Source organism: Pseudomonas sp. BGA-UO-ETr-WB11 (assembly GCF_059567785.1).
On sequence record NZ_JCAQOS010000007.1, the window covers coordinates 18931 to 44611 of the forward strand.

23 protein-coding genes are annotated in these 25681 nt (G+C 62.5%); 14 read left to right on the forward strand and 9 right to left on the reverse strand.

Annotated elements, in window-relative coordinates:
• Positions 1 to 54: 54 nt before the first annotated feature.
• The 3 genes from AC56DI_RS10915 to mnmC all read right to left on the reverse strand — a co-directional run bounded on the left by AC56DI_RS10915 (position 55) and on the right by mnmC (position 5281).
• Positions 55 to 2802, reverse strand: a complete 2748-nt coding sequence (locus AC56DI_RS10915; protein ID WP_496346179.1) for a hybrid sensor histidine kinase/response regulator family protein — start codon at positions 2800 to 2802, stop codon at positions 55 to 57.
• 92 nt (positions 2803 to 2894) lie between these two features.
• Positions 2895 to 3164: a metal-sensing transcriptional repressor gene (locus AC56DI_RS10920; RefSeq protein WP_496346180.1), complete on the reverse strand. Its 270-nt coding sequence runs from the start codon at positions 3162 to 3164 to the stop codon at positions 2895 to 2897.
• Between the two features lie 137 nt (positions 3165 to 3301).
• Positions 3302 to 5281 (reverse strand): bifunctional tRNA (5-methylaminomethyl-2-thiouridine)(34)-methyltransferase MnmC2/FAD-dependent 5-carboxymethylaminomethyl-2-thiouridine(34) oxidoreductase MnmC1, encoded by a 1980-nt coding sequence (mnmC, locus tag AC56DI_RS10925; protein ID WP_496346181.1) that lies wholly within the window; start codon positions 5279 to 5281, stop codon positions 3302 to 3304.
• Positions 5282 to 5558: 277 nt separating this feature from the next.
• On the opposite strand from mnmC, the gene pap reads away from it, so the two are divergent.
• Positions 5559 to 7046, forward strand: coding sequence for a polyphosphate:AMP phosphotransferase (pap, locus tag AC56DI_RS10930; RefSeq protein ID WP_496346182.1), 1488 nt, complete (start codon positions 5559 to 5561; stop codon positions 7044 to 7046).
• Between the two features lie 104 nt (positions 7047 to 7150).
• On the forward strand, positions 7151 to 8335 hold the full coding sequence (locus AC56DI_RS10935) for a thiolase family protein (RefSeq protein ID WP_496346183.1): 1185 nt from the start codon (positions 7151 to 7153) through the stop codon (positions 8333 to 8335).
• Positions 8336 to 8400: 65 nt separating this feature from the next.
• Here AC56DI_RS10935 and AC56DI_RS10940 read toward each other — a convergent pair whose 3' ends face one another.
• The 3 genes from AC56DI_RS10940 to AC56DI_RS10950 all read right to left on the reverse strand — a co-directional run bounded on the left by AC56DI_RS10940 (position 8401) and on the right by AC56DI_RS10950 (position 11232).
• Complete coding sequence (locus AC56DI_RS10940) at positions 8401 to 8610, reverse strand: DUF6316 family protein (RefSeq protein WP_496346184.1); 210 nt, start codon at positions 8608 to 8610, stop codon at positions 8401 to 8403.
• Between the two features lie 93 nt (positions 8611 to 8703).
• The gene (locus AC56DI_RS10945; protein WP_496346185.1) at positions 8704 to 10104 is read right to left on the reverse strand and encodes a class II fumarate hydratase; all 1401 of its coding nucleotides are present in this window, start codon (positions 10102 to 10104) and stop codon (positions 8704 to 8706) included.
• Between the two features lie 114 nt (positions 10105 to 10218).
• Complete coding sequence (locus AC56DI_RS10950; protein WP_496346186.1) at positions 10219 to 11232, reverse strand: DUF2804 domain-containing protein; 1014 nt, start codon at positions 11230 to 11232, stop codon at positions 10219 to 10221.
• A gap of 255 nt (positions 11233 to 11487) precedes the next feature.
• Here AC56DI_RS10950 and AC56DI_RS10955 point away from each other — a divergent pair, with 255 nt between their 5' ends.
• The 6 genes from AC56DI_RS10955 to AC56DI_RS10980 all read left to right on the forward strand — a co-directional run bounded on the left by AC56DI_RS10955 (position 11488) and on the right by AC56DI_RS10980 (position 16731).
• Complete coding sequence (locus AC56DI_RS10955) at positions 11488 to 11997, forward strand: DUF2059 domain-containing protein (RefSeq protein ID WP_496346187.1); 510 nt, start codon at positions 11488 to 11490, stop codon at positions 11995 to 11997.
• 12 nt (positions 11998 to 12009) lie between these two features.
• Entirely contained in the window at positions 12010 to 12312 is a 303-nt protein-coding gene (locus tag AC56DI_RS10960) for a BolA family protein (protein ID WP_496346188.1), read from the forward strand.
• A 130-nt stretch (positions 12313 to 12442) separates the two neighbouring features.
• Entirely contained in the window at positions 12443 to 13381 is a 939-nt protein-coding gene (gene trhO, locus AC56DI_RS10965; protein WP_496346189.1) for an oxygen-dependent tRNA uridine(34) hydroxylase TrhO, read from the forward strand.
• Between the two features lie 3 nt (positions 13382 to 13384).
• Positions 13385 to 14017 carry a DsbA family protein gene (locus tag AC56DI_RS10970; protein WP_496346190.1) on the forward strand — a complete coding sequence of 211 codons (633 nt, stop codon included), beginning with the start codon at positions 13385 to 13387 and terminating at the stop codon, positions 14015 to 14017.
• Positions 14010 to 15803 (forward strand): ABC transporter ATP-binding protein, encoded by a 1794-nt coding sequence (locus AC56DI_RS10975; protein WP_496346191.1) that lies wholly within the window; start codon positions 14010 to 14012, stop codon positions 15801 to 15803. The genes AC56DI_RS10970 and AC56DI_RS10975 overlap by 8 nt, the downstream gene beginning before the upstream one ends.
• 127 nt (positions 15804 to 15930) lie before the next feature.
• The gene (locus AC56DI_RS10980) at positions 15931 to 16731 is read left to right on the forward strand and encodes a hypothetical protein (RefSeq protein ID WP_496346192.1); all 801 of its coding nucleotides are present in this window, start codon (positions 15931 to 15933) and stop codon (positions 16729 to 16731) included.
• A gap of 7 nt (positions 16732 to 16738) precedes the next feature.
• Here the strand turns inward: AC56DI_RS10980 and AC56DI_RS10985 are convergent, their stop codons facing one another.
• Entirely contained in the window at positions 16739 to 17680 is a 942-nt protein-coding gene (locus AC56DI_RS10985) for a LysR family transcriptional regulator (protein ID WP_496346193.1), read from the reverse strand.
• 423 nt (positions 17681 to 18103) lie between these two features.
• Between AC56DI_RS10985 and AC56DI_RS10990 the strand changes: the two genes are divergently transcribed.
• The 3 genes from AC56DI_RS10990 to AC56DI_RS11000 all read left to right on the forward strand — a co-directional run bounded on the left by AC56DI_RS10990 (position 18104) and on the right by AC56DI_RS11000 (position 20828).
• On the forward strand, positions 18104 to 19417 hold the full coding sequence (locus tag AC56DI_RS10990; RefSeq protein WP_496346194.1) for an NAD(P)/FAD-dependent oxidoreductase: 1314 nt from the start codon (positions 18104 to 18106) through the stop codon (positions 19415 to 19417).
• 180 nt (positions 19418 to 19597) lie between these two features.
• Positions 19598 to 19954 (forward strand): DUF5629 family protein, encoded by a 357-nt coding sequence (locus AC56DI_RS10995; RefSeq protein WP_496346195.1) that lies wholly within the window; start codon positions 19598 to 19600, stop codon positions 19952 to 19954.
• Positions 19932 to 20828 (forward strand): pseudouridine synthase, encoded by an 897-nt coding sequence (locus tag AC56DI_RS11000; protein ID WP_496346196.1) that lies wholly within the window; start codon positions 19932 to 19934, stop codon positions 20826 to 20828. The genes AC56DI_RS10995 and AC56DI_RS11000 overlap by 23 nt, the downstream gene beginning before the upstream one ends.
• Before the next feature lie 34 nt (positions 20829 to 20862).
• On the opposite strand, the gene AC56DI_RS11005 is transcribed toward AC56DI_RS11000, so the two are convergent.
• On the reverse strand, positions 20863 to 21396 hold the full coding sequence (locus AC56DI_RS11005) for an NADPH-dependent FMN reductase (protein WP_496346197.1): 534 nt from the start codon (positions 21394 to 21396) through the stop codon (positions 20863 to 20865).
• Positions 21397 to 21502: 106 nt separating this feature from the next.
• Positions 21503 to 24346, reverse strand: a complete 2844-nt coding sequence (gene rapA, locus AC56DI_RS11010; protein ID WP_496346198.1) for an RNA polymerase-associated protein RapA — start codon at positions 24344 to 24346, stop codon at positions 21503 to 21505.
• Between the two features lie 169 nt (positions 24347 to 24515).
• Between rapA and AC56DI_RS11015 the strand changes: the two genes are divergently transcribed.
• From AC56DI_RS11015 to AC56DI_RS11025, 3 genes are read left to right on the forward strand one after another with little or no spacing between them, the layout of a single operon-like run.
• Positions 24516 to 24815, forward strand: coding sequence for an aspartate-semialdehyde dehydrogenase (locus tag AC56DI_RS11015; protein WP_496346199.1), 300 nt, complete (start codon positions 24516 to 24518; stop codon positions 24813 to 24815).
• 37 nt (positions 24816 to 24852) lie between these two features.
• Complete coding sequence (locus AC56DI_RS11020; RefSeq protein ID WP_496346200.1) at positions 24853 to 25455, forward strand: alpha-ketoglutarate-dependent dioxygenase AlkB family protein; 603 nt, start codon at positions 24853 to 24855, stop codon at positions 25453 to 25455.
• A complete protein-coding gene (locus AC56DI_RS11025; RefSeq protein ID WP_496346664.1) occupies positions 25452 to 25610 on the forward strand; it encodes a hypothetical protein in 159 nt (52 codons plus the stop codon). The genes AC56DI_RS11020 and AC56DI_RS11025 overlap by 4 nt, the downstream gene beginning before the upstream one ends.
• Positions 25611 to 25681 lie beyond the last annotated feature (71 nt).

Here is a 25681-nt window from a genome sequence, read left to right on the forward strand (position 1 = left end):
GCAGCGCCTCCTCAGCGCCGGGCGATGGTAGCAGCCTGGCGCCATGCTGTCGGGCTATGACTCTGTTGCTTCGGGAAGGAAGCGTTCCAGGGTGTCGTACAGCAACTGGCTGTCCAGTGGTTTACCGATAAAGTCGTCCATACCCGCCGCCTGGCCCTGCTGGCGATACTCATCAAAGATGTGCGCCGTCAGGGCGATGATCGGCACCGCCCGCAGGTGCTGACGTTGCTCCAGTTGGCGAATCTGTCGGGTTGCTTCAAAACCGTCCATTTCCGGCATTTCGCAATCCATCAAAATCAGCTGTATGGCGCTCGGTGCGCGCAGGTATTCAGCCACGGCGGCGGCACCGGTGTTGACCGTGCGCACGTTGTAGCCACGCTTTTTCAGCAGGCCCTGAGCAACCAGTTGATTCACCGGGTTGTCTTCGGCAATCAGAATGCAGGGGGCGTTGCTGCGCACCCGTGGCGGCTCGGCCACCAGCGTTGGCGTCGCTGGGCGTGGCTGCTGATACAACTCTAGCAGGTGCTGGCGCAGTTCGGTGATTGCCAGGGGTTGGGTCAGATTGCGCACTCGCAGGGCGCCGTATTCGGGCAGTTGACTGCCTTGCCCGGGTGGGCATAGCAGCAGCACCGGCTGGCCTGCTTGCAGGCGCGAACGTACGGGCTCCAGCCAGCTGGCGACGCTGCCAGGCCAGGGTGCCATCAGCACCAGCAGGGGCGGGCTGGCAAAGTCATCCAGACAGCTTTGCAGGCGTTCAGGGGTCTGGCAGCGCTCGGTGCGCATGCCCCAGCGGCTGAGCAGGCCGCTCAAGGCGTCCAGGGCCAAACCATCCAGTGATGTCAGCAGGGCCGTGCGTCCAGTTAGCAGCTCGCAAAGCGGGTCGACTGCGTCGCTGTCGACCAGCAGCGGTATGTGGAAATTGAACTGGCTGCCCTGGCCCATGGTGCTGTGCACCTCGATCTGTCCCCCCATCATTTCCACCAGCTCCTTGCTGATGGCCAGGCCCAGGCCACTGCCGCCATAGCGGCGAGTGGTGCTGGAGTCGCCCTGGGCAAAGGAGTCGAACAGCTGCGTTTGCACCTGCTCGCTAATGCCAATACCGGTGTCGCTGATACTGAGGTGCAGCTGCCACTGTTGCAGTGCGTTGCAGCGCCGGTAAACAGTCAGGCTGACATGGCCGTCGCTGGTGAACTTCAAGGCGTTGCTGAGCAGGTTCATCAGTACCTGCTTGAGCCGGGTGGGGTCGCCGAGGACGCGCTGCGGGACGCCGCCTTCCATGCTGACATACAAGCGCAGGCGTTTTTCCAGGGCCTGGGCGGTAAACAGACTGAAGGTCTCGGCGATCAGCTGTTCCAGGTCAAACTCGATATGTTCCAGCTTGAGCTTGCCGGATTCGATGCGGGCGTAGTCGAGGATGTCGTTGATCACCGCCAGCAGCGAGCGGCCAGAGCTGGCAATGGTGTCGACATAAAAGCGCTGGCTGCGGTCCAGTGGCGTGTCCTTGAGCAGTTGCAGCATGCCCAATACGCCGTTCAGTGGGGTCCGGATCTCGTGGCTCATGGTGGCCAGAAAGCGGCCCTTGGCCTGGTTGGCAAGGTTGGCCTGCTCGGCGGCCTGGCGCGAGGAGAAGCCTTCATCCTTGAGAATGTTGATGCGGTTGGCCAGGCCGATGGACAGGGTGATCAGTTCGATAGTGACGCCGATTTTGATTACCGTGGCGCCATACAGACCGAGGATGTCGAAGCCCAGGGAACCTGCCGTGACAATCGCAAAGGCCAGCAGCAGCACGGTCCAGGCGACGGTGTAATACGGGCCGTAGGACACCCCCTGACGCCAGCTGAAAATACCCACCAACAGCAGCGCCAGGGAAAAGCTCAACAAGGTGATGCTGGCCAGCGCGCCCCACAGTTGCAGGTCCAGCAGCAGGCCGCTGAGCAGCGTGGCCACGATGACCAACATGGCCACGCGCAGGCCGCTGTCCAGACGCGGGAAAAATTGCCGGGTATGCAGGAAGTAGCGGCTGAACTGGCCCGCCGCCAGCGTCTGGGTGAACAGCAGGATATAGATGCTCACGGCCTGCAGCTCGGTGTAATCGGGCAGCAGTTTGAACAACATGCCGTCAAAGCAGGCGCCCAGCAGGCCGACATTCAAGCCGTAAAGCACGTACCAGAAATAGGTGGCTTCACGCAGCGAGAGAAACAGAAACAGGTTGTAGAAAATCATCGCCAGCAGCATGCCGTAGAAGGCGCCGTTCCAGGCCATGAGGTTTTCCTGGGCGGCGGCGTTGGCGCTGTAGGTGCTGAAGAAAATCGGCAAAAACACGGTGCTGCTGGTCTCCACGCGGATCAGCAGTTGGCTGTCGCCACTGGGCAGCTGCAGCGGAAACCAGAAGTTGCGCACTTTCACTGGCCGCTCGTTAAAGGCAAAGCGGTCGCCACTTTCCTGGCTGTTAACCCGGCCATCGGGCGTCAGCAAAAACACCTGCAGGTGATCGAGCAGCGGGTAGTTGATTTCCAGGAAGCCGGGCAAGGCATTCGGCAGTTGGTTTTTAAGCTCAAGCCGAAACCACCAGACCGATTTGTTCTTGCCCAGGTTGATGTGCTCGCGGTTGACCGGCTGGAAGCGTTCGCTGGGGGTGTTCCGCACGTCCTGCAGGCGCAGGTTGCCGCGTGGGTCTTCCAGGTAGCTCATGTGCGGGGCCAGGGACAGGCGTATGTCGGCGCTGTCCAGGCGTGCCGGGCTCAGTGCCCAGGCACTGTTGCACAGGCACAGCCAGAGCAAAAACAGACTCATGCGAGGCATCAGGTAACCTATTTTTCTTATTTTGGTGTGTCTGTAGCCACTGTGCCGGGTTGCAGCGGCGGCTTCAAGCCATAGGCTTGTGCGCTGCTGGCTTAGGTGTACTTGGTAAAAATGCCGCGGACTCGGCTCAGGGTGGCGCTGCTGTCCTGGTTGGGATCAAGCACGGCTTCTTCCAGCATGCAGGCCAGTAACTCCTGGTAGGCCTTGTCCAAGGCCTTGCGCGCCGCGGCAAATTGCTGGGCGATGGCTTCGCAGTCTTCGTCGCGACGGATCATGGCTTGCAGGCCACGCATTTGTCCTTCAATGCGCGCCAGGCGCTTGAGCATCGCGTCCTGATGGGCCGCGCGTGGGGTGTCGCTCATCGGCTGGTTCTCCAGAGGCCGGCGCAGAGTAAGGGCGTCGCGCAGTTTGCCGGTCTGAATACCGCGGGCCTGGTTATCAGCCTAACCCTGATCCGCTCGGGCAGCCAGTTCTGACGGGGCCTCAGCACGGCGTGCGACTATTGGCCGCGGCTCAGTTGGCGCACGGCAAAGCGGTTGGGGTGGCAGGCTTCGGCGACCTCGCGCGGCAGTGGCAGCGGCTCGTTATCCAGCCAGGCGGCCAGCAGTTCGCCGGCCAGTGGGGCGCTGATCAGGCCGCGGGAGCCGTGGCCGCTGTTGACGTACAGGCCGTCCAGCCAGGGGCAGGGCGTATCTGGCACCTGGCGGGCGTTTTTGCTCAGCACGGCGTAGGCCGCGGCGAAGGCCTGCGGGTCGGCCAATGGCCCGATGATCGGCAGGTAGTCGGGGCTGGTGCAGCGAAATGCTGCACGGCCTTGCAGGCTGGCGGGGTCGAGTGTGCTGCTGTGCAGGCGGGCGGCCAGGTCGCTGGAGATTTCTTCCAGTAGCTGCAGGTTGCTGGCGTGTTCGGCGGCTGTTGGTGTGACCTCCTGACTGTGGAAGTCGAAGCTGGCGCCGAGGGTGTGTTCGCCCAGGCGTGGCGGTGCCACATAACCTTCGGCGCAGACCACGGTGCGCAGCTTGGCGCTGCTGGCGGTTTGTGGCAGGCGGGTGATTTGCCCGCGGATGCGTTTAAGTGGCAGGCCGGCGGCAGCCGGGAAGCGTGCAATCTCGGCGGCACCGGCGAGCACCACCACCGGGGCGCTGGCGACCACCTGGCCGGCCACGCAGGCGTGCCAACCATCGGCATGGTGTTGCAGGTCGACGACGTCGTGCAAGGGCAGCAGGCGAATCCGTGGATGCTCACTCAGCCGTTGGCAGAGCGCTGGTGGATGCACCCAGCCACCTTCGGGGTAGAACAGTCCGCCGCTGCCCAGGGCGATACCGGCGAGAGCTTCGGCTTCTTCGCGACTGAGTACGTGCAATAGATCGGGTGGGAAGGCTGCCGCCAGCGGCGCTTGGCGTGCTTGCTCCTTGGCGTCTAATGCCAGTTGCAGAACGCCACAGGCGTCCCAGTCGAGGCCGCGTTGTAACTGCTCCAGCAGTCGGCGGGTGTAGCCGAAGCCGCTGACAATCAGGCGCGACAAGGCCGTACCGTGGGCCGAGAGTTTTAAATACAGCACGCCCTGGGGGTTGCCGGAGGCCTCCTCGGCGATGGCAGCGTGACGTTCCAGTAGCGTCACTTGCCAGCCGCGGGCAGCCAGGCTGGCGGCCGTGGCGCAACCCGCCAGGCCGGCGCCGATCACCAGCGCCTCACGCACGGCAGGGCACCAGCCTGGCCGGGCAAACCAGGGTTTGCCGGAACTGCTGGCGGGGCCATTGAACTGGCCCTTGAGTACCTCCCACTTGCGCCCGATGCCGGGTACCCGGCGCATGCTAAAGCCAGCGGCTTTGAGCCCGCGGCGCACGTCGCCAGCGCTGCAATAAGTGCCCAGGGTGGTGCCAGGGTGGGACAGTCGGGCCAGTTCGGCGAACAGCTCCGGGCACCACATCTGCGGGTTGCGCTGGGGGGCGAAACCGTCGAGGAACCAGGCATCGATGGCGGCATCCAGCTGCGGCAGCTGCTCCAGAGCATCGCCAATCAGCAGGGTCAGGCTGATCCGGCCACAGGCAAAGGTGAAACGCTGAAAGCCAGGGTGTACGGCCACGTATTGGGCCAGCAGGGCGTCGGCGTAGGTTGCCAGCTCCGGCCACAGGGCCAGGGCCCGCTGCAGGTCGTTGCGGGTTAATGGGTACTTTTCCACGCTGACAAAGTGCAGGCGACAGTCGGCTCCAGCGTGTTGCTCGAACAGTTGCCAAGCGCCGAGAAAATTCAGCCCGGTGCCGAAACCGGTTTCACCGATCACCAGGTGCTCGCCCGCTGCCAGTTCGGCAAAGCGCCGGGCTAGGTCGTTCTGCAGCAGGAAAGCATGGCGGGCTTCGGCCAGACCGCCGTCATTGGCGAAATACACATCGGCAAACTGGCGTGAGCGCGGCTGACCGTCGGCGTCCCAATCGAGCTGGGCGTGCTGGAAGTCGGCGGATGTGGGTTGATCGGTCATGGCGCGCACCTGGCAAAGAGGCGCGCATTTTAGCAGGCCGTTGAAAAACGTAGGCGAGGCAGGCAAGACAAGGCAAAAACAGGCGAGGAAGCGGAGTTTACGAGCTGTAAATGAGCATTCCGAGCCTGTTTTTAACGCAGGATTGCCAACGCAGGTAGTTTTTCAACAGCCTGCTGGCCGATCCACCTGGTAACGCTTGATCTACGGCAAGGACTCAGACAAACGCTTCGGCAATCGGCTAGGCTGGCGCCATCATCTGCTGTTCTGGAGCCTGTTTATGTTTGAGTCCGCCGAGATCGGTCATGCCATCGACAAGGAAACCTACGAGGCGGCCGTGCCGGCGCTGCGTGAGGCCTTGCTGGAGGCGCAGTTTGAATTGCAGCAGCAGGCACGCTTTCCGGTGGTGGTGCTGATCAACGGCATCGAAGGCGCCGGCAAAGGCGAAACGGTCAAGCTGCTCAACGAGTGGATGGACCCGCGGCTGATTCAGGTAAATACCTTCGACCAGCAGACCGACGAAGAGCTGGCCCGCCCACCGGCCTGGCGGTACTGGCGTCAGCTGCCGCCGAAAGGGCGGATCGGTATCTTCTTCGGCAACTGGTACAGCCAAATGCTCCAGGGGCGGGTGCACGGGCGGATCAAGAATGCCGTGCTGGACCAGGCCATCGACAGCGCTGAGCGCCTGGAACGCATGCTCTGTGACGAAGGTGCGCTGATTTTCAAATTCTGGTTTCACCTGTCGAAAAAGCAGATGAACGTGCGCCTCAACACCCTTAAGGACGACCCCCTGCACAGCTGGCGCATCAGTCCGCTGGACTGGCAGCAGTCGAAAACCTACGACAAGTTCGTGCGCTACGGCGAGCGCATCTTGCGCCGCAGCAGCCGCGACTACGCGCCCTGGTATGTGGTCGAGGGCGCTAACGAGTATTACCGCAGCCTGACCGTCGGACGCATTCTGCTGGAGGGCCTGCAGGCCGCGCTGCAACGCAAGGAACTGCCCCACAGTCAGCCCCATGCCGCGCCGCTGATTTCCAGTTTGGACAACCTGGGCCTGCTGGACAGCCTGGACATGACCCAGCGTCTGGGCAAGGACGAGTACCAGGAGCAACTGGCAACCGAGCAGGCGCGACTGGCCGGTTTGATGCGCGACAAACGCTTTCGCAAGCATGCTCTAATCGCTGTGTTTGAGGGCAACGATGCGGCCGGCAAGGGCGGTGCCATTCGCCGCGTGGCGGCGGCCCTGGACCCACGTCAGTACCGCATCGTGCCGATTGCCGCACCCACCGAGGAGGAGCTGGCCCAGCCCTATTTGTGGCGCTTCTGGCGGCATATCCCGCCGCGCGGCAAGTTCACCGTATTTGACCGCTCCTGGTATGGCAGGGTTCTGGTGGAGCGCGTGGAGGGCTATTGCAGCCCGGCAGATTGGCTGCGCGCCTACAGCGAAATCAATGACTTCGAAGAACAGCTGACCCGCGCGGGCGTGGTGTTGGTGAAGTTTTGGTTGTCGATCGACCAGGCGACTCAGCTGCAGCGTTTCGAAGAGCGTGAGCAGATCCCGTTCAAACGCTTCAAAATCACCGAAGACGATTGGCGTAACCGCGACAAGTGGCAGCAGTACAGTGATGCAGTGGGCGACATGGTCGACCGCACCAGTAGCGAGATCGCCCCCTGGACCCTGGTGGAGGCCAACGACAAACGCTTTGCCCGGGTCAAGGTACTGCGCACCATCAATGATGCGCTGGAGGCCGCCTACGCCCGCGATTGAGAAGCTTGGATGGCGCTGCATACGGCGGATGAATGATCGTCGCCGCGGGCGGTTGGGCGGTTCTACTCTGTAGCCATCGTCCACCCGAACCAGCAGAGGTAATCATGCGTGAAGTAGTTATCGTCGACAGTGTGCGCACTGGCCTAGCTAAGTCGTTTCGCGGCAAGTTCAACCAGACCCGCCCGGATGACATGGCGGCCCACTGTGTCAACGCCCTGCTTGAGCGCAATGACCTGGACCCGCTGCTGGTGGATGACTGCATCGTCGGCGCCGGCTCCAACGAGGGCGCTCAGGGCATGAACATCGGTCGCAACGTGGCCGTGCTGTCGCGCCTGGGCAAAGACGTGGCCGGCATGACCCTCAACCGCTACTGCTCCTCGGGTTTGCAGGCTATCGCGATTGCCGCCAACCAGATTGCCTCTGGCTGCAGCGACGTGATCGTCGCCGGCGGTGTCGAGTCGATTAGCATGACGCTGAAGAGCATGAACACCAATCAGCTGTTCAATCCGCTGATTCAGCAGAATTTGCCGGGCATTTACTTCCCCATGGGGCAGACGGCGGAAATCGTTGCCCGCCGCTATGGCGTGACCCGTGAGCAGCAGGACCTGTATGCCCTGCAAAGTCAGCAGCGCACCGCGCGCGCCCAGGCTGAGGGTTTGTTCGACGATGAAATCGTGCCGATGGCGGTCAAGTACCAGGTCGAAGACAAGGCCACGGGCGAGAAGAGCCTGGTCGACGGTATCGTTGATCGCGATGACTGCAACCGCGCCGACACCACCCTGGAAAGCCTGGCGGCGCTCAAGCCGGTGTTTGCCGAGGACGGTTCGGTAACTGCCGGCAACGCCTCGCAGCTGTCCGATGGCGCCTCGATGACGCTGGTGATGAGCCTGGATAAAGCCATTGAACTGGGCCTGAAACCACGGGCATTCTTTCGCGGTTTCACCGTGGCCGGCTGCGAGCCCGATGAGATGGGCATCGGCCCGGTCTACTCGGTACCCAAGCTGCTGAAGGCACGCGGCCTGCAGATTGCCGATATTGACCTGTGGGAGCTGAATGAGGCCTTTGCCTCCCAGTGTATCTATGCGCGCGACTTCATGGGGATTGATAACGACAAGTACAACGTCAATGGCGGCTCGATTTCCATCGGTCACCCATTCGGCATGACCGGCTCGCGCCAGGTCGGCCATCTGGTGCGCGAGCTGCAGCGGCGCAACCTGCGCTATGGCATCGTGACCATGTGTGTGGGTGGCGGCATGGGTGCCACCGGTTTGTTCGAGGCCGTGCGCTGAGAAGGCCTCATTGAAGAATAAAAAACCGCGCCGAGGCGCGGTTTTTTTATGGGCTCGCCGTGAGTTTAGAACGAGCGGCTTTCGATGATGTCCTTGGCCTGAATCATCCGCCGAATGTAAAAGGCGATTTCTCGCTCGGCGTCGACCCGGGTGAAGTAGGGGCCTTCCAGGCTGCCTTCTCGGGTAGAGAAAAAGTACTGACCGTTGACCGCGCTGACCCGCTCGCTGCGGTAGTGCGTGCCAGGGCTGGGATCCACTCTGCGTTGACCGAACATGTTAAAACCCTCGCAAACGAGCTATCGGATTTCAGTGTAAGCAGCTGTGGTCAAGGCGTTGCAGTTGGCGACCAATGGTTGCTGGCCGCCGGATCACGCCCCTGTGTTGGCTGGGGTGCCGAGCATCTGTTCGGCGCGGACCCAGTCGTCAAACTGCTCGCCACTGAGGTAGCCCAAGGTCAGGGCTGCGGCGCGCAAGGTGCAGCCGTCGCGGTAGGCCAGCTTGGCGATCTCGGCAGCGCGGTCGTAGCCGATATGCGGGTTCAGCGCCGTAACCAGCATCAGGCTGTTCTGTAAGTGCAGGGCCATTTGCGCCGCATCGGCTTCGAGTCCGTCGATGCAGTGGTGCTGAAAGTTACGGCAGCCGTCGGCCAGTAACTGGATCGATTGCAGCAGGTTGTAAATGATCACCGGCTTGAACACGTTCAGCTGCAGTTGGCCCTGGCTGGCGGCGATACCGAGGGTGACGTCGTTGCCCAGCACCTGGCAGGCGATCATCGACAGGGCTTCGCACTGGGTCGGGTTGACCTTGCCGGGCATGATCGAGCTGCCCGGTTCATTGGCTGGCAGGCGTACTTCCGCAAGGCCTGTGCGCGGACCGGAGCCGAGCAGGCGCAAGTCGTTGGCCAGTTTCATCAGGCACACGGCGAGTGTTTTTAGCGCGCCGCTCAGGCTGACCAGCGCTTCATGGCCGCTCAAGGCGGCAAATTTATTCTCGGCACTGATCAGTGGTAAGCCGGTCAGGACCGCCAATTCGCTGGCCATTGCCGAGCCGAAGTCGGCCGGCGCGTTGAGCCCCGTGCCCACCGCTGTGCCGCCCTGGGCTAACTGGCAGACCGCCGGCAGGCACGCCAGGATGGCGGCTTCGGCGTAACCCAGTTGGGCGACGAAGGCCGAGAGTTCCTGCCCGAAGGTGATGGGTGTGGCGTCCATCAAGTGAGTGCGACCGCTTTTCAGCAGCTCGGCATAGATGCGGGCCTTGAGGGCCAGCCCTGCGGTGAGTTCATGCAGTGCCGGCAACAGCTGTTGGTGCACGGCCAGCAGGGTGGCGATATGCATGGCGGTGGGGAAGCTGTCGTTGGAACTTTGCGCCGCGTTGACATGGTCGTTGGGGTGTACCGGCTGTTTGCCGCCGCGGCCTTGGCCGGCCAGTTCGTTGGCGCGGCCGGCGATCACCTCGTTGACGTTCATGTTGCTTTGCGTGCCGCTGCCGGTCTGCCAGACCCGTAGGGGGAATTGCGCGTCATGCTGGCCCGCGAGGACTTCATCAGCGACCTGTTCGATCAGTTGGCCGATCTCGGCGCTGAGGCTGCCGTTGCGCTGGTTGACCCGGGCGGCGGCCTTCTTGATCAGGCTCAGGGCATAAATCACCGGCAGCGGCATGGCCTCCTGTCCACTGGAAAAATACCTCTGCGAACGCTGAGTCTGAGCGCCCCAGTAAGCCTCGGCCGGGACCTCGATAGGCCCTAGGCTGTCGGTTTCAATGCGATGCATGGCGGTGGTTCCTGGGGGGAGGGTGGCTAGGGTCTGTTGCCGTTTCTCGTCGCAACGCGGCTGACGATGAAACGGCAACAGACCCTAGCAGTGTAGGCCGATGGGCGGCGCTGACTACCAGCGGGCGACGGTGCTGCCAATCCAGCCCAAGGCGCCATTGACGGGCACCGACTCGCCGCTGGGCGCGCGCAAGGCACCGTCAAAGCGACCGAACCACTGTTGGGTGTTGGCCTGCAGCGGGCCCACTTGCGGGTTAGCCCGGTGTTGTTTATGCGGGCTGAAGGTTAGGGCCACGCGGCCGTCGGCACTGCTGAGGCGCCAGTTACTCAGCTCATCACCTGTGCTGGCTTTGATGTGTACCGGGTGCGGCAGGTGCAGCAGTTCGCCGCCAAACCACAGGGCGTTTTCCGACAGGCCGCTGTGGTCGGTCCAGCCGTCACCAAAGTTGCCGGCAATACCGCCAGGGGCGGCGAAGGCGGCGCGGGTCCAGTGACTGTTGAATGGCCAGACGCCGCGGCCGAAATCCAGGGCGGCAAAGCTGTGGCCACTCTCGCAACTGTAACTGTTGTCGCCCAGTTGCAGGTTGCCCGTGCACGGCAGGCCGATCTGCCGACTGCAGGCATGGAAGCCTTTGCCGGCAAAGGGCACCACTAGGTTGACCGAGTCCAGGTGGCGCGGACGAATGATCTCCAGCTCGACGTGCAGGGGATGGCCGCCAATGCTTGGCGCCACACAGTTCAGGCGCAGGCGCCCTGGCTGCTCGTCGATTCTGATCTGCAATTGCGGGTGCTCGAACGCATGGCTTTGCAGCGGCGTATCCGGTAAACGGCAGCCACGGGCGAAAGGGCGCATCTGGGTGTGGGCCACGGCCTGGCCAGTCTGCAGGTCAAGAAAGTAAGCAGCGCCATAACCGACATAGTCGAGGTCGGCCTGGGTCAGCGACAGGGTCCACTGCGGCGTGGTGATGCACCAGTGATTCCAGCGCTTGCGCCGGCCCAGGTTGCCAGGCAGGGCGCAGTTCAGCTGAGGGCGCCGGGACCAACCGATGTGCTGCGGATCAAGTTGTCCGCGGCTGTCGCACAGGCGGGGTAACAGGGCAGGTGGTACGGCGATGGCTTGGCTATTCATCGGACACTTCCATGTGTGCAGATGTGGAGAAACGGGATTGCATTCAAACCCAGTTCGTTAGTTTAAGCCGTTTTTACGCCTTGGGGGGCATCGTCTGCCCGATGGTGGGCGCTGTGCCTGTCTTTTGCCTGGCGGCGACCTGTGGTGCCCCATCTTAAGGCTGCTTGAGCCCGGTGCAGGCTTGGGCGCAGAATGTGCGGCGCCGGGCGTGGCCGAACCCGCCTATCGCTCACATTGCTCAGACAAGGACTCCCGATGACCCGTTTTCGCGCGCTTTGCACCGCTGCTCTGTTGGTTTGCGCCACTGGCCAGGTAATGGCTGATGCCAAAAGTCATGCCGCCGATGCTGAAAAATTTCTGATCCTGGCCCATGCCGACAAGCTTGCCGTGCCGGTTTATGCCCAGGTGCAGCAGATGTTTGCCCAGCGCTTCGCCCAGGCCAAAGCGCCGGAGTCGAAAAAAGCCCTGCTGGAAAGCTATCAGGCCAAGGCCAATGTTGCCCTGGAAAAAGCCGTGGGCTGGGACAAGATCAAGCCCGACCTGATCAAGCTGTACACCACTAACTTCTCGGAAGCTGAACTCAAGGGCCTGATTGAGTTCTACCAGTCGCCGCTGGGCAAGAAGGTCATGGAAAAAATGCCGACCCTCAGCGCGCAGTCGGCGCAAATGACCCAGGGTCGCCTGGAAAAGGCCGTACCTGAGGTCAATAAGCTGCTGGCCGAGATGATGGAAAAAGTTGATCCCGCCGCCGCCAAGAAGCCTTGAACGAGAACCTGAATGAGCAAGCGTGATCAGTTGCAAGCCGTCCTGCAGGCCCTGGCGCCGGAACACCTTGAGGTGCTGGACGAGAGCCATATGCACAGCCGTGGCCTGGAAACCCATTACAAGGTCGTGGTGGTCAGTGCGCTGTTCGCCGGCCTCAATCTCGTCAAGCGTCACCAGCGGGTGTATGCCGCCGTGGGCGCGTTGATGGGGCAGATCCACGCGCTGGCGCTGCACACCTACACCGCTGAGGAGTGGGCTGCACTGCACGCGGTGCCGGCGTCGCCGACGTGTCAGGGTGGTAGCAAAAGCCACTAACTGATCAGTAGCCCAAGCTGATCGGCCTGAACGCGATCTGTTACCATTCAGCAGCGCCGGCCTTCGCCGGCGTTGTTGTTTGTATTGTCCGGTCCGTCCTTTACGTGGACGACCACCTGGAGCGTTTTTTATGACCCAAGCCATTGTCGTGGCCGCGCTGTACAAGTTCGTGTCTCTGCCGGACTTCGAGGCGCTGCGCGAACCCCTGTTGCAAACCCTGTTGGATAACGGCGTCAAAGGTACTCTGCTGATCGCCGAAGAAGGCATCAACGGCACCGTATCCGGCAGTCGCGCCGGCATTGACGGCCTGCTGACCTGGCTCAAGGCTGACCCGCGTTTTGTCGATATCGACCACAAAGAGTCCTATTGCGATGAACAGCCGTTCTACCGCAGCAAGGTCAAATTGAAGAAAGAAATCGTCACCCTCGGTGTGCCGGGTGTCGATCCCAACCAGTTGGTCGGTACCTATGTTGAGCCCCAGGACTGGAACGCTCTGATTGCTGACCCGGAAGTGCTGGTGATCGATACCCGTAATGACTACGAAGTGGCGATCGGCACCTTCGAGCGCGCCATCGACCCGAAGACCAAGAGCTTTCGTGAGTTTCCCGAGTACGTCGAAGCCCACTTCGACCCGGCCAAACACAAGAAAGTGGCGATGTTCTGCACCGGCGGTATCCGTTGCGAAAAAGCCTCCAGCTACATGCTGGGGGCCGGCTACGCCGAGGTGTTTCACCTCAAGGGCGGCATCCTCAAGTACCTCGAGGAAGTGCCTGAGGAAAACAGCCTGTGGCGCGGTGACTGCTTTGTCTTCGACAACCGGGTGACGGTGCGTCACGACCTCTCCGAAGGCGATTACGACCAGTGCCACGCTTGTCGCGCACCCATTACCCAAGAGGACTGCCAGTCACCGCATTACGTGGCGGGCGTCAGCTGCCCTTATTGCTGGGACAACCTCAGCGAGAAAACCCGTGCCGGTGCCCGTGAGCGGCAAAAGCAGATCGAACTGGCCAAAGCGCGCAACCAGCCGCATCCCCTGGGGCACAATCCACGGCAGAAGAAAGAGGCCTGAGCCATGCACACCCGCCTGCTCTATGTGATGGACCCGATGTGTTCCTGGTGCTGGGGCTTTGCTCCGGTGCTGCAGGCCCTGGCCGAGCAGGCCGAGGCCTGTGGTGTGCCGCTGGAGCTGGTGGTCGGTGGCTTGCGCCAGGAGCGCGCCGCCCTCGATCCGGCCGGGCGGGTGCGCATTCTTGGTCACTGGCAGGCGGTCAATGCCATGACCGGACAGCTGTTTAACTTTCACGATGGCTTGCCCGAAGGTCTGGTTTACCACACCGAGCCGGCGTGCCGGGCGCTGGTCACCGCGCGCCAACTGGATGGCGAAAAGGTCTGGACGTTGCTGCAGCTGATCCAGGAAGCCTTTTATTGTGAAGGCCGCGATGTCACCCAGGCGCCGGTGTTGCGCGAGCTGGCGACCGCCGCGGGCTTGCCGCGCCAGGCGTTTGCCGAAGCCTTTGACAGTGCGGCCACGCAAGCGGCAACGCAGAAGGACTTCGCCTGGGTGCAGGACCTGGGTATTGCCGGTTTCCCCACCTTGCTGGCCGAGCACAACGGGCAGAAGGCCCTGCTGACCAATGGTTATCAGCCGTTGGCACAGCTGCAGCCGCTGCTGGCGCGCTGGCTGGAGCGGGCCACCCATGCTTGACCAACCGTTGGCGGACCGTCTGAGCTGGGCGGAAATCCGCCGGCTGGCCCTGCGCCACCGCAAGGCCTTGTTCTTGGCCAATGCCGTGGCGGTGCTGACCACCCTGTGCAGCGTGCCGATCCCCTTGCTGTTGCCGTTGCTGGTGGACGAAGTGCTGCTGGGTAATGGCGACGCCGCCTTGTTGGTGATGAACCGTTTTCTGCCCGTCGCAGCCCAGCAGGCAGTGGGTTACATCGGCCTGATGCTGGTGCTGACCCTGCTGCTGCGCGGCTCGGCCCTGTGCTTCAACGTGTTGCAGGCGCGGCTGTTTGCGCGGTTGTCGAAAGACATCGTCTACCGCATTCGCCTGCGCCTGATCGAACGGCTCAAGCGCATCTCCCTGGCGGAGTACGAAAGCCTCGGCAGCGGCACCGTAACCACTCACCTGGTCACCGATCTGGATACGCTCGACAAGTTCGTCGGCGAAACCCTCAGCCGCTTTCTGGTGGCCATGCTTACCCTGGCCGGCACCTCGGCGATTTTGCTGTGGATGCACTGGCAGTTGGCGCTGCTGATTCTGCTGTTCAACCCGTTGGTGATCTACGCCACGGTGCAGTTGGGCAAGCGGGTCAAGCACCTGAAGAAACTGGAAAACGACAGCACCGCGCGCTTTACCCAGGCCCTGGGGGAAACCCTGGAGGCCATTCAGGAGGTGCGCGCCGGCAATCGCCAGGGTTTCTTCCTCGGTCGCCTCGGCACCAAGGCCCGTGAGGTGCGCGACTACGCCGTGGCCTCGCAGTGGAAGAGCGACGCCTCTAGCCGCGCCAGCGGTTTGCTGTTCCAGTTTGGTATCGACGTGTTCCGTGCGGCGGCCATGCTCACCGTGCTGTTTTCCGACCTGTCGATTGGGCAGATGCTCGCGGTGTTCAGCTACCTATGGTTCATGATCGGCCCGGTCGAACAACTGCTCAGCCTGCAATACGCCTATTACGCCGCCGGCGGTGCGTTGACGCGGATCAACGAGTTGCTGGCGCGGGCCGACGAGCCGCAATACCCGGCCCAGGTCGATCCCTTTGTCGGTCACGGTACGGTTGGCATTGAGGTGCGCGATCTGCACTTTGCCTACAACGACGAACCGGTGCTGGACGGCCTCAACCTGAGCATCGCGCCGGGCGAGAAGGTCGCCATCGTTGGTGCCAGCGGTGGTGGTAAAAGCACCTTGGTGCAGCTGCTGCTAGGGCTCTATACGCCACAGGCCGGCAGCATCAGTTTTGGTGGTGTCAGTCAGGAGCAGGCCGGCCTGGCGTGTATCCGCGAGCATGTCGCGGTGGTGCTGCAACACCCGGCGCTGTTCAACGACACCGTGCGCGCCAACCTGACCATGGGCCGCGAGCGCAGTGATGAAGCCTGCTGGCGCGCCTTGGAAATCGCTCAGCTGGCCGAGGCTATCCGCGTGTTGCCGCAAGGCCTGGACAGCATCGTCGGCCGCTCCGGTGTGCGCCTATCTGGCGGTCAGCGGCAGCGCCTGGCGATTGCGCGGATGGTGCTGGCCGAGCCGAACGTGGTGATCCTCGATGAAGCCACCTCAGCCCTGGATGCCGCCACCGAATACGCGCTGCATCAGGCCCTCGGGCGCTTCCTCAGCGGTCGTACCACCCTGATCATTGCCCATCGCTTGTCCGCGGTGAAGCAGGCCGATCGGGTGTTGGTGTTCGACGGCGGGCGCATCGCCGAGGACGGTGATCATCAGCAGCTGATCGCCGACGGTGGTCTGTACGCCAAACTTTACGGGCATTTGCAGCATTGAGTCGCAACTAACGCGCGATCATTGCGGGTTTTGCAAGGTTGCCTTGCGCGCTGGCTACTGTTTGCCCGCCGTGCGCCTGCCTAGAGTGGCGACCTCCCTGTGCATGTCGCCAGGGCTGGAGGTCGCTATGCGTAAATTGCCCACTCGTTCTTGCCGCGCCGTCATCCTGGGCCTTGGTCTGCTGACGGCGGGGCCGCTGTTTGCTGCTCTGGATGAGCCCAGTCATGTCCAGCTGCGCATGCTCGATAGCCGCCCCGATGCGGCGGGTGAGCTGATTTATCAGGGCGCCACCTATGCCCAGGATCGACCCGGCCAGCCGCCGCTCTTTCGCTATGAGCGCCGCGTACAAGAGGGCGCCGAAGGTCTGCTCGCCACCCACTTAACCCGCGAGCCCGATGGGCGACTGATCATCGTCGAGTCGGCACAGGTCGCGGCAGACTATGCCCTGCACGTGTTTACGGTGATTAATCAACAGAACGACTTCAGCGGTTCGGTGCACGTGAGTGCCGATGGTCGCCACCTGCGCTACCGGTTGTACGAGCAGGGGCAGTGGAGCAGTGCTGAGGAGGAGGTCAGCAGTCCTGTGCTCAGCGGGCCGTCGTTACACGGATTTATTTACCAGCATTGGGCCGCATTGGTGGCCGGGCAGAGTTTGCCCGTGCGCTTTATCGTGCTGCGCGAAAAACAGACTTACGGTTTTACTGTGCGCTACGACGGCAGTGTTGACGGACAGGCTCACTTTTCGTTGAGTCCCAGTAGTTTCTGGGTCGGCCTGGTAGTTGCGCCCTTGCGGCTGACCTTCAGTGCTGCGGATAAGACCCTGTTACGCTACGAAGGGCGCGTACCGCCGCAGCAGTCGGTGGCAGGCAAACATGAAGATTTGGATGCGCGCGTTGAGTATTCGAACGTGGCCGCGAGTTATCGCTAGGCGATGATCAGAGCGTGCCGTTGAGCCAGGGATCGTTGCGATTTCCACCGAATGTCTGCAGGAGGAAATCGATAAATACTCGGCTGCGCGCAGGGACGTATTTACGTGTGGGCATGGCCACGTAGAGGTTCAGCGTCGTGCCGCGCCAGTCTGGGAGGAGTCTCTGCAGGCGCCCTTCACGGAGCGCTTGAGCGCTGACAAACGATGGCAAACCGGCCACACCCAGGCCGGCCAGGGCGGCAGCAAGGATCAGTTCAATCTGTGGCGTGGCCAGCACGGTTGGCGGGAGTGCCAGGCGGATGCTGTCGTTGGCCTGGCCGTCGGGTATCTGGCGGTACAGCGTTAGCTCGCGGCGCACGGCGCTTACGGCGGGCAGCAGACCAGCGTGCTGGAGCAGGTCCTGGGGTTGTTGCGGGCAACCGTGGCGAGCCAGGTAGTCCGGTGAAGCGCAGATGATGAATGAGGAACAGGCCAGTGGTCGCACAATAAAGTCGCCCTGCAAGCCTTGTTCGCCAATCGACAGGATCGACACGTCAAAGTTCTCATCGGCAACCTCTACGGCTCCTGGGCTGCTGATTTCCAGATGGATGTCCGGGTACTGACGATAAAACTCGGGCAACTGGCGCGCCAGTTGGTGTGCCGCAAAGGCCGGCGGGCAGAGGATTCGCAGGGTGCCGCTGGGGCGCTCTGTGGCGGCGCCGGCCAGGGCGTCGGCGTCATCCAGTTCGGCAAGAATCAACCGTGCGCGCGGTAAGTAAGTCGCGCCAATCTCCGTCAACGCCAGACGCCGGCTGCTGCGGTTGAGTAGGCGAGCACCCAGGTGCTGCTCCAGGTCGGCAATCGCGCGGGTTACCACGGCCGGGGCAAGGTCCAGGGCGCGGGCTGCGGCGGCAAAACTGCCGGAGGCGATGACCTGGGTAAAGATGCGCAGCGAACGCAGTTGATCCATCAGGTTTGCTCCGCAGGTGTACACCGGTAGTGGGTGCTGGTTTTGGGTAGCCAGAGTGCCGAGATTTTCTGCGCTTGGCGAATGCTGGCTGAACAGTGCGGGCAAATGTTTAGCAATATCAAAACTAAGCGTAGATAAAACTGGATTTAACTCGGTGAATGCCCGTGTGAGTCTGTGCGACATGAATTGCGAACGGCGTTTTTCTTTGGGCAAGTCGCCCGTCAGCGGCTTGTCTGCTCATATTCCTGCAGCCTTCTGGGCGCTTTGGCATTGTCGCCACGCGCGGCCACCAGACGGGGCGTTTTAGTCGTGTGCACGGCTTCAGGCTTCGTCCCTGGCCGTTGTCACGTGCCCCAATGATCTCGCCTGACCTTTTGCTGTAATCGCTCAGCCTCTCTGCGCTGCGCCAACAAGGAATACACCATGACCGCTGCCCTGAAACCCGTGATTGCCGCCGCCGAGCGCTGCCCGTCTTATTACAGTGCCACCCTCAATAGCGAAACTGATTACCCGACGGTGCAGGGCACTGTGCAGGTTGACGTGGCCATCATCGGTGGCGGCTTTACCGGTGTGGCCACGGCGGTGGAGCTGGCCGAGCGTGGGCTGAAAGTGGCGATCATCGAGGCCAATAAGATTGGTTGGGGCGCCACGGGGCGCAACGGCGGCCAGGTCACCGGCAGCCTGTCCGGCGAAGAGGCCATGCACAAACAGATGAGCAAGACCCTCGGCCAGGACGTCGATGACTTCATCTGGAATCTGCGCTGGCGTGGTCACGACATCATCAAGAGTCGGGTGGCCAAGTACGGCATCCAGTGCGACCTCAAGCACGGTCACCTGCACGCGGCGATGAAGCCAGTGCACATGAACGAGCTGAACGCGTCCTACGAGGAAGCCGTGCGCCGCGGCATGGGTGATCAAGTCACCCTGCTAGACGCCCAGGGCGTGCGCAATCACCTGCAGAGTGACCTGTACTGCGGCGCGATCAAGAACACCCGCAACATGCACCTGCACCCGTTGAACCTGTGCATCGGCGAGGCTAAAGCCGCCGAGAGCCTGGGCGCGCTGATCTTCGAGCACTCCGAAGTGCTGGACATCGTGCATGGAGCCAACCCGGCGGTGATTACTGCTCAGGGCCGCGTCGAAGCCAAGCAGGTGCTGCTGGCCGGCGACGTGTACCACAAGCTTGAGCGCAAGAAACTCAAGGGCATGATCTTCCCGGCCATGGGCGGCATCGTCACCACCAAGCCGCTGGGCGACCTGGCCAAGCAGCTCAACCCGCAGGACCTGGCGGTGTACGACTGCCGCTTCGTGCTTGACTACTACCGCATGACTGCCGACGGCCGCCTGTTGTTTGGCGGCGGTGCCAACTACTCTGGCCGCGATTCGCGCGATATCGCCGCCGAGTTGCGCCCGTGCATTGAACGCACTTTTCCGGCGCTGAAAGGCGTGGAAATCGACTTCCAGTGGAGCTGCGCGATGGGCATCGTGATGAACCGCATCCCTCAGTTGGGTAAGCTCTCGGACAACGTCTGGTACTGCCAGGGCTACTCCGGCCATGGCGTGGCTACCACTCACATCATGGGTGAGATCATGGCCAACGCCATGACCGGCACCCTGGAGAAGTTCGACACCTTCGCCGCCTGCAAGCACATCAAAGTGCCGATGGGCGACGTGTTCGGCAACCCGATGCTGGCGGTCGGCATGTGGTACTACGGCATGCTTGAACACCTGCGTTGATGACGACTGGAACCGCCCTTACGGTGGTTCCGCAGATTTTGCAGAAGGGGCTTTAGCCGCGGCGCTCGTAACAGGGCGCCGCCGTTAAAGCCCCTTCTGCGTTAGATCGTCGCGTTGATTCGACCTGTGTCGCCGCAGCCCCTATCATGCTCGCCCGGTTTTCTTAGGCTGCGCACGGTTATGACCACTCCTTCCTTGCTGGATATTCTCCAGTCCACCGACATGCTCGAAATCAACGGCTTGCACGCTTGGGAGTTTGTCCTTGCGCCGGAAGCCTTGGTCGCGGCCCAGGCTGCGCTGGCAGCAGGGCAGGGCGGTGATGCTGAACAGCTGTTGTTGCAGATCGAGTGCATGGATGGCCGCACCCGTCGGGTGTGGAAATTCACCAGCGCCGCGGTGCTGGCGGCCACGTTCGATGCAGCCAGCCAGTGCTGGAGCCTCAGCGATGCCGACGGCGTGCAGCAGCTGAATTGCCTGAGCGCGATCTCGGCCAGTGCCGACGACGAACTGGATGATGAGCCTGCTGCCAATGCCTGAAGCCCTGGCGCGGCGCAGCACCCTGCATTTGCCCCAAGGTGATTGGGCGACGGTGCTCGATTGCTTATGTGCGCACTTTCCGGCGATCAGTCGCGAGGTCTGGCTTGACCGCATGGCTCGTGGTCGCGTGCTGGATGCTGAGCAGCAGCCAGTCGGGGCCGAGCACGCTTACAAGGTCGGCCTGCGCATCCACTATTTTCGCGAAGTGCCGAGCGAAATCGTGGTGCCCTTTGTCGAGAGCATTCTGTATGCCGACGAGCACCTGGTGGTGGCAGACAAACCCCATTTTCTGCCGGTCACGCCCTCTGGCGGCTACGTTGAGCAAACCTTGTTGGCGCGGCTGGTGCGCCGTTTGGGCAATCCGCAGTTGGTGCCCATTCACCGCATTGACCGGCTGACGGCGGGGTTGGTGTTGTTCTCGGCCAACCCTGCCAGTCGCGACGCCTATCAGGCGCTGTTTCGTGACCGGCAGATCGATAAATCCTACGAAGCCATTGCCCCAGCGCTGCCTGATGTGGACTTCCCCTTATTGCGCCACACGCGCCTGGGGCCTGCCGAGCCGTTCTTTCGCATGCAGGAAGTGGCGGGCACACCGAACAGCGAAACCCGTATCGAGGTGCGTGAAGTGCAGGGCGGTCTGTGCCGCTATGGCTTGTACCCAGTGACCGGCAAGAAGCATCAACTGCGCGTGCATCTGGCCGCCCTCGGCGCCGGGATCTGCAACGACCCCTTCTACCCGCAGCTGATCGCCGCCAGCGATGCGCAGGACGATTACGCCAAACCGCTGAAGTTACTGGCTCAAGAGCTCAGCTTTGTCGATCCGCTTAGTGGCGAAACGCGACGGTTCAAGAGCCAACTGACGCTGGACTGGTAAACCGTAGCCCAGGCGCAGTCCGGGGATATGTGGCTCAACAAATGAATTGGATGAAATTGGCCAGGTGCCGCTTGATCCGCGTCTGGCTGGGCTCGTCGACCAGGCTCAGGTGCTCATCAAACTTCTGCTCGACGCCGGCAATCATCATCTCGTGGCACATATGGATGCGCGACAGGGTGGAGTCGAACACCAGCTTCAGGTGCGCCTGTGCCCTGGCGCCGCCCACAGGGCTGTTGGCTTGGGTGATAAAGGTCACGGGTTTGTCTTTTAGTGGCGAATTGAACGCCGGGCGCGAGGCCCAGTCGATGGCGTTTTTCAGCACCGCCGGGATGCTGTGGTTGTACTCGGGGCTGCAGACGATCAGCGCGTCGGCGGCACTGACCTGCTGGAGGAAATCCACAATGACCTGTGGACGCTGCTCGCCGGCCAGGTCTTCGCTGTAGAACGGCAGATGCAGTAGGTCGGGGCTGACGTGCTGATGCTCGGGCAGTTGCTCGGCAATAAAACGCAGCAGTGCCTGGGAGTAGCTGCGGCGGTGGAAGCTGCCGGAGAGCAGAAGAAAATTCATGGATGGGACGCTCTAGTGGTACGGGACAAAGGCTATTGGCAGTGATTAAGCCTAGATACGAAAAACCCGGCAATCACTGCCGGGTTTTTCGTGTAACGCGCTGCGTTTAGCCAGCCACCAGCACGCGGATTGCCTCCAGGCGCAGGGCGGCCTTGTCGAGCATGGCCAGGCCTTGCTCACGGCGGTGGCGCAGGGCGTCCAGCTCGCTGTTGCGCACGCTCGGGTTGACTGCTTGCAGGGCCGTCAGGCGCGCCAGCTCTTCCTCGGTGTCGGCGGCCAGGCGTTGCTTGGCCTCGGCCACGCGCTCGGCGTGACGCGGGGCAATCTTGGCTTCGCCTGCGTTGATCTTCGGATTGAGCACATCGCGCTGAGCCTGCACGAACTTGTTGGCGCTGGCCCGTGGCACACCTTCCAACTGTTCGTTGAGCTTGTCGAAGGACACCTTGCTGGCCAGGTCGTTGCCATTGCTGTCGAGCAGGCAGCGCAGGGCGGCTGGGGGCAGGTAGCGGCCCAGTTGCAGGGCGCGCGGGGCCACCACTTCGCTGACGTAGAGCAGTTCGAGCAACACGGTGCCGGGCTTCAGTGCCTTGTTTTTCAACAGTGCCACCGAGGTGTTGCCCATCGAGCCGGACAGCACCAGGTCCATGCCGCCTTGCACCATGGGGTGTTCCCAGGTGAGGAACTGCATGTCCTCGCGCGACAGCGCCAGGTTGCGGTCGTAGGTGATGGTCACGGCTTCGTCGTCGCCCAAGGGGAAGCTGGCATCCAGCATTTTCTCGCTGGGACGCAGGATCAGGGCGTTCTCGGAATGGTCTTCGCTGTCGATACCAAAGGCGTCGAACAGCGCTTCCATGTAGATCGGTAGGGCGAATTCGTCGTCCTGTTCGAGAATCGCTTCGACCAGCGCCTCACCTTCACCGGCACCCCCGGAGTTGAGCTCCAGCAGGCGGTCACGGCCGGCATGCAGCTCGCCTTCGAGACGCAGGCGCTCGGCCTGAGCTTCATCGATCAGCGCTTGCCACTCGCCGTCATCACCGGCTTCCAGCAGCGGCAGCAGGCGTGGGCCGAACTGATGCTGCAGGGCGTTGCCGGTCGGGCAGGTGTTGAGGAAGGCATTCAGGGCCTGGTGGTACCACTGAAACAGGCGCTCTTGCGGGCTGGTTTCTAGGTACGGCACGTGCAGCTGGATGGTGTGCTTCTGGCCGATCCGGTCGAGACGGCCGATGCGTTGCTCGAGCAGGTCCGGGTGGGCCGGCAGGTCGAACAGCACCAGATGATGGCTGAACTGGAAGTTGCGGCCTTCGCTGCCAATTTCCGAGCAGATCAGCACCTGGGCGCCGAACTCTTCATCGGCGAAGTAGGCGGCGGCGCGGTCCCGCTCGAGGATGTTCATGCCCTCGTGGAACACCGTGGCTGGGATGCCGGAGCGCACGCGCAGGGCGTCTTCCAGGTCCAGGGCGGTTTCGGCGTGGGCGCAGATGACCAGTACCTTGACCTTTTTCAGCATCTTCAGGGTGTCGATCAGCCACTCGACGCGCGGGTCGAAGCGCCACCAGCGCTCTTCGTCGCCGGCCTCGGGCTGGGCCTGGTAGCTGACTTCCGGGTAGAGGTCGGCGTGCTCGCCCAATGGCAGTTCCAGGTAGGCGTCTGGGCAGGACAGCGGGTAGGCGTGCAGTTCACGCTCAGGGAAACCCTGCACCGCTGAGCGGGTGTTGCGAAACAGCACGCGGCCGGTGCCGTGGCGGTCCAGCAGCTCGCGGACCATGCGTGCACGGGCGTCGTCGTCACCGCCTTCGACGGCGGCCAGCAGCTCGTCGCCTTCGGCACCGAGGAAGCCATGAATGGCGTCGCGGGCCTTCTTCGATAATTTGCCTTGATCGAGCAGTTCCTGCACGGCTTCGGCCACCGGCTGGTACTGCGCGCTTTCAGCGCGGAAGGCCGCCAGGTCGTGGAAACGGTCCGGGTCGAGCAGGCGCAGGCGGGCGAAGTGGCTGTCCAGACCCAATTGCTCCGGCGTGGCGGTCAGCAGCAGCACGCCGGCGATCTGCCGGGCCAGCTCTTCCACCAGTTGATACTCGGCGCTGGCTTGTTCCGGGTGCCAGACCAGGTGGTGGGCTTCGTCGACCACCAGTAGGTCCCAGTCGGCGGCGAGCAGGTGCGCCTGGGCGCGGTCGTCGTCGCGCAGCCATTCCAGCGCCACCAGCGCCAGTTGGCTGTCTTCGAAGGGGTTGTCGGCATCGCTCTCGGCGCAGCGCTCTGCGTCGAACAGGGCGACTTGCAGATTGAAGCGCCGGCGCATTTCCACCAGCCATTGGTGCTGGAGGTTTTCCGGCACCAGGATCAGTACGCGGTTGGCGCGGCCGCTGAGCAGCTGGCGATGGATCACCAAGCCAGCTTCGATGGTCTTGCCCAGGCCCACTTCGTCGGCCAGCAATACGCGCGGGGCGCTGCGGTCGGCGACTTCGCGGGCGATGTGCAGCTGGTGGGCGATCGGTTGCGCACGCACGCCACCCAGGCCCCACAGTGATGACTGCAGTTGGCGGCTGGTGTGGGCGAGGGTCTGGTAGCGCAGGCTGAACCACGCCAGAGGGTCAATCTGCCCGGCAAACAGGCGGTCGCTGGCCAGGCGGAACTGAATAAAGTTCGACAGCTGGGTTTCCGGCATGGTCACCGGCTGGTGCTGCGCATTCAGGCCGTGATAAACCAGCAGGCCGTCGACGTCGTCGACTTCCTGGACGGTCAGTTTCCAGCCTTCAAAATGGGTGATGTCGTCGCCCGGCGAAAACCGCACACGGGTCAGCGGTGCATTACGGGTGGCGTACTGACGGGTGTCGCCTGTGGCCGGGTAGAGTACGGTAAGCAACCGACCATCCTCTGCCAGGACGGTGCCAAGACCCAATTCAGCTTCGCTGTCACTAATCCAGCGTTGCCCCGGTTGATACTGCGCCATGCTTGACTCCCGCGGTGAAAAAGCCGGCTATGGTAACGGAACGCCGTGCGCAGGGCGACGGCACTTGCCGACTGGTTGTCGGTCGAAAGTGTAGTTAGTGCTGTTTCAGCAGGTTCAAGTCGCCGGCTGAACGGCCGACAGTCTGACCAAAGGACATGAGAAAACTGCCATGTTGCCGCCCATTCCCCACAGCCTGCAGCCGGTGACGGCGCAGCAGGACGTGCCCAAACCGCGACCGGAAATCCCGCCGGTGACGCCGGTTCAGGCCAGCTCCAGCGAAAGCTCGGTGAGCCTGGAGAAGCGTCATCCGCAGGAAACCGAGGAGCTGCTGCGGCAAGAGCAGCGCCGTCGCCAGCAACGCCGCGGCTATACCGCCGAGCAACTGGCCGAGGGTGAGGTGGATGAAGCCGATGCGCAGGTGTTGGAGCAGTTGCCGCGCCAAGGCCTGTGGGTAGATGTGGAAGTTTAGGGCCTAATTGACGTCTGTACCGTTGTTCGAGATAACCGTGGATCTATTTAGCGACCTACCGCTGACCCTGGCCGATGCCGACCTGCGCTGGCACCCCGTGTGGCTTGACCGCGCGACCGCCGATGACTGGCTGGCCACGTTGCTGGCCGAGGTGCCGTGGCAGCAGCCCGAGGTGTTTGTGCATGGGCGCCAGCATCCGGTGCCGCGCCTGCTGGCTTGGTATGGCGACAGCGAGGCGCGTTACGGCTATGCCGGTCTGAGCCATCAGCCGTTGCCCTGGACGCCCTTGCTGGCCGAGATCCGCGCTCGCGTGCAAGCCGAGGCCGGGCAGCGCTTGAATGGCGTGCTGCTCAATTATTACCGTGACGGCCAGGACTCGATGGGCTGGCACAGTGATGACGAGGCTGTGCTGGGGCGCAACCCGCTGATTGCTTCCCTTAGCCTGGGCGGCGCACGGCGCTTCGATCTGCGTCGCAAGGGCGGCAGTCGTATCGAACATTCGTTGACCTTGGGCCACGGCTCGCTGCTGGTCATGGCTGGCGCAACCCAGCATCATTGGCAACATCAAGTGGCAAAGACCCGCAGCCCCTGCGCGCCGCGCCTGAATCTCACCTTCCGCCTGGTACTGCCGCCATTATGAGCGACGACAAACTGATCGACTTCGCCGCTGAGCGCGACAAGCGCATCCATGACCTGCATGACAAACGCCTGAATGAAGTACGCGACGCTTTTGCCCAGGCGTTGCCGCTGAGCAAGGCCAAGAAGAAGCCGAAAAGCAAACCGAAAAAACGCTGAAACGCCCGGCGGGCGTGACCATTCGCCGCGCCGTGCCACCCGCTTTGTTGATCCAGGTCAGTGCTTGCTGA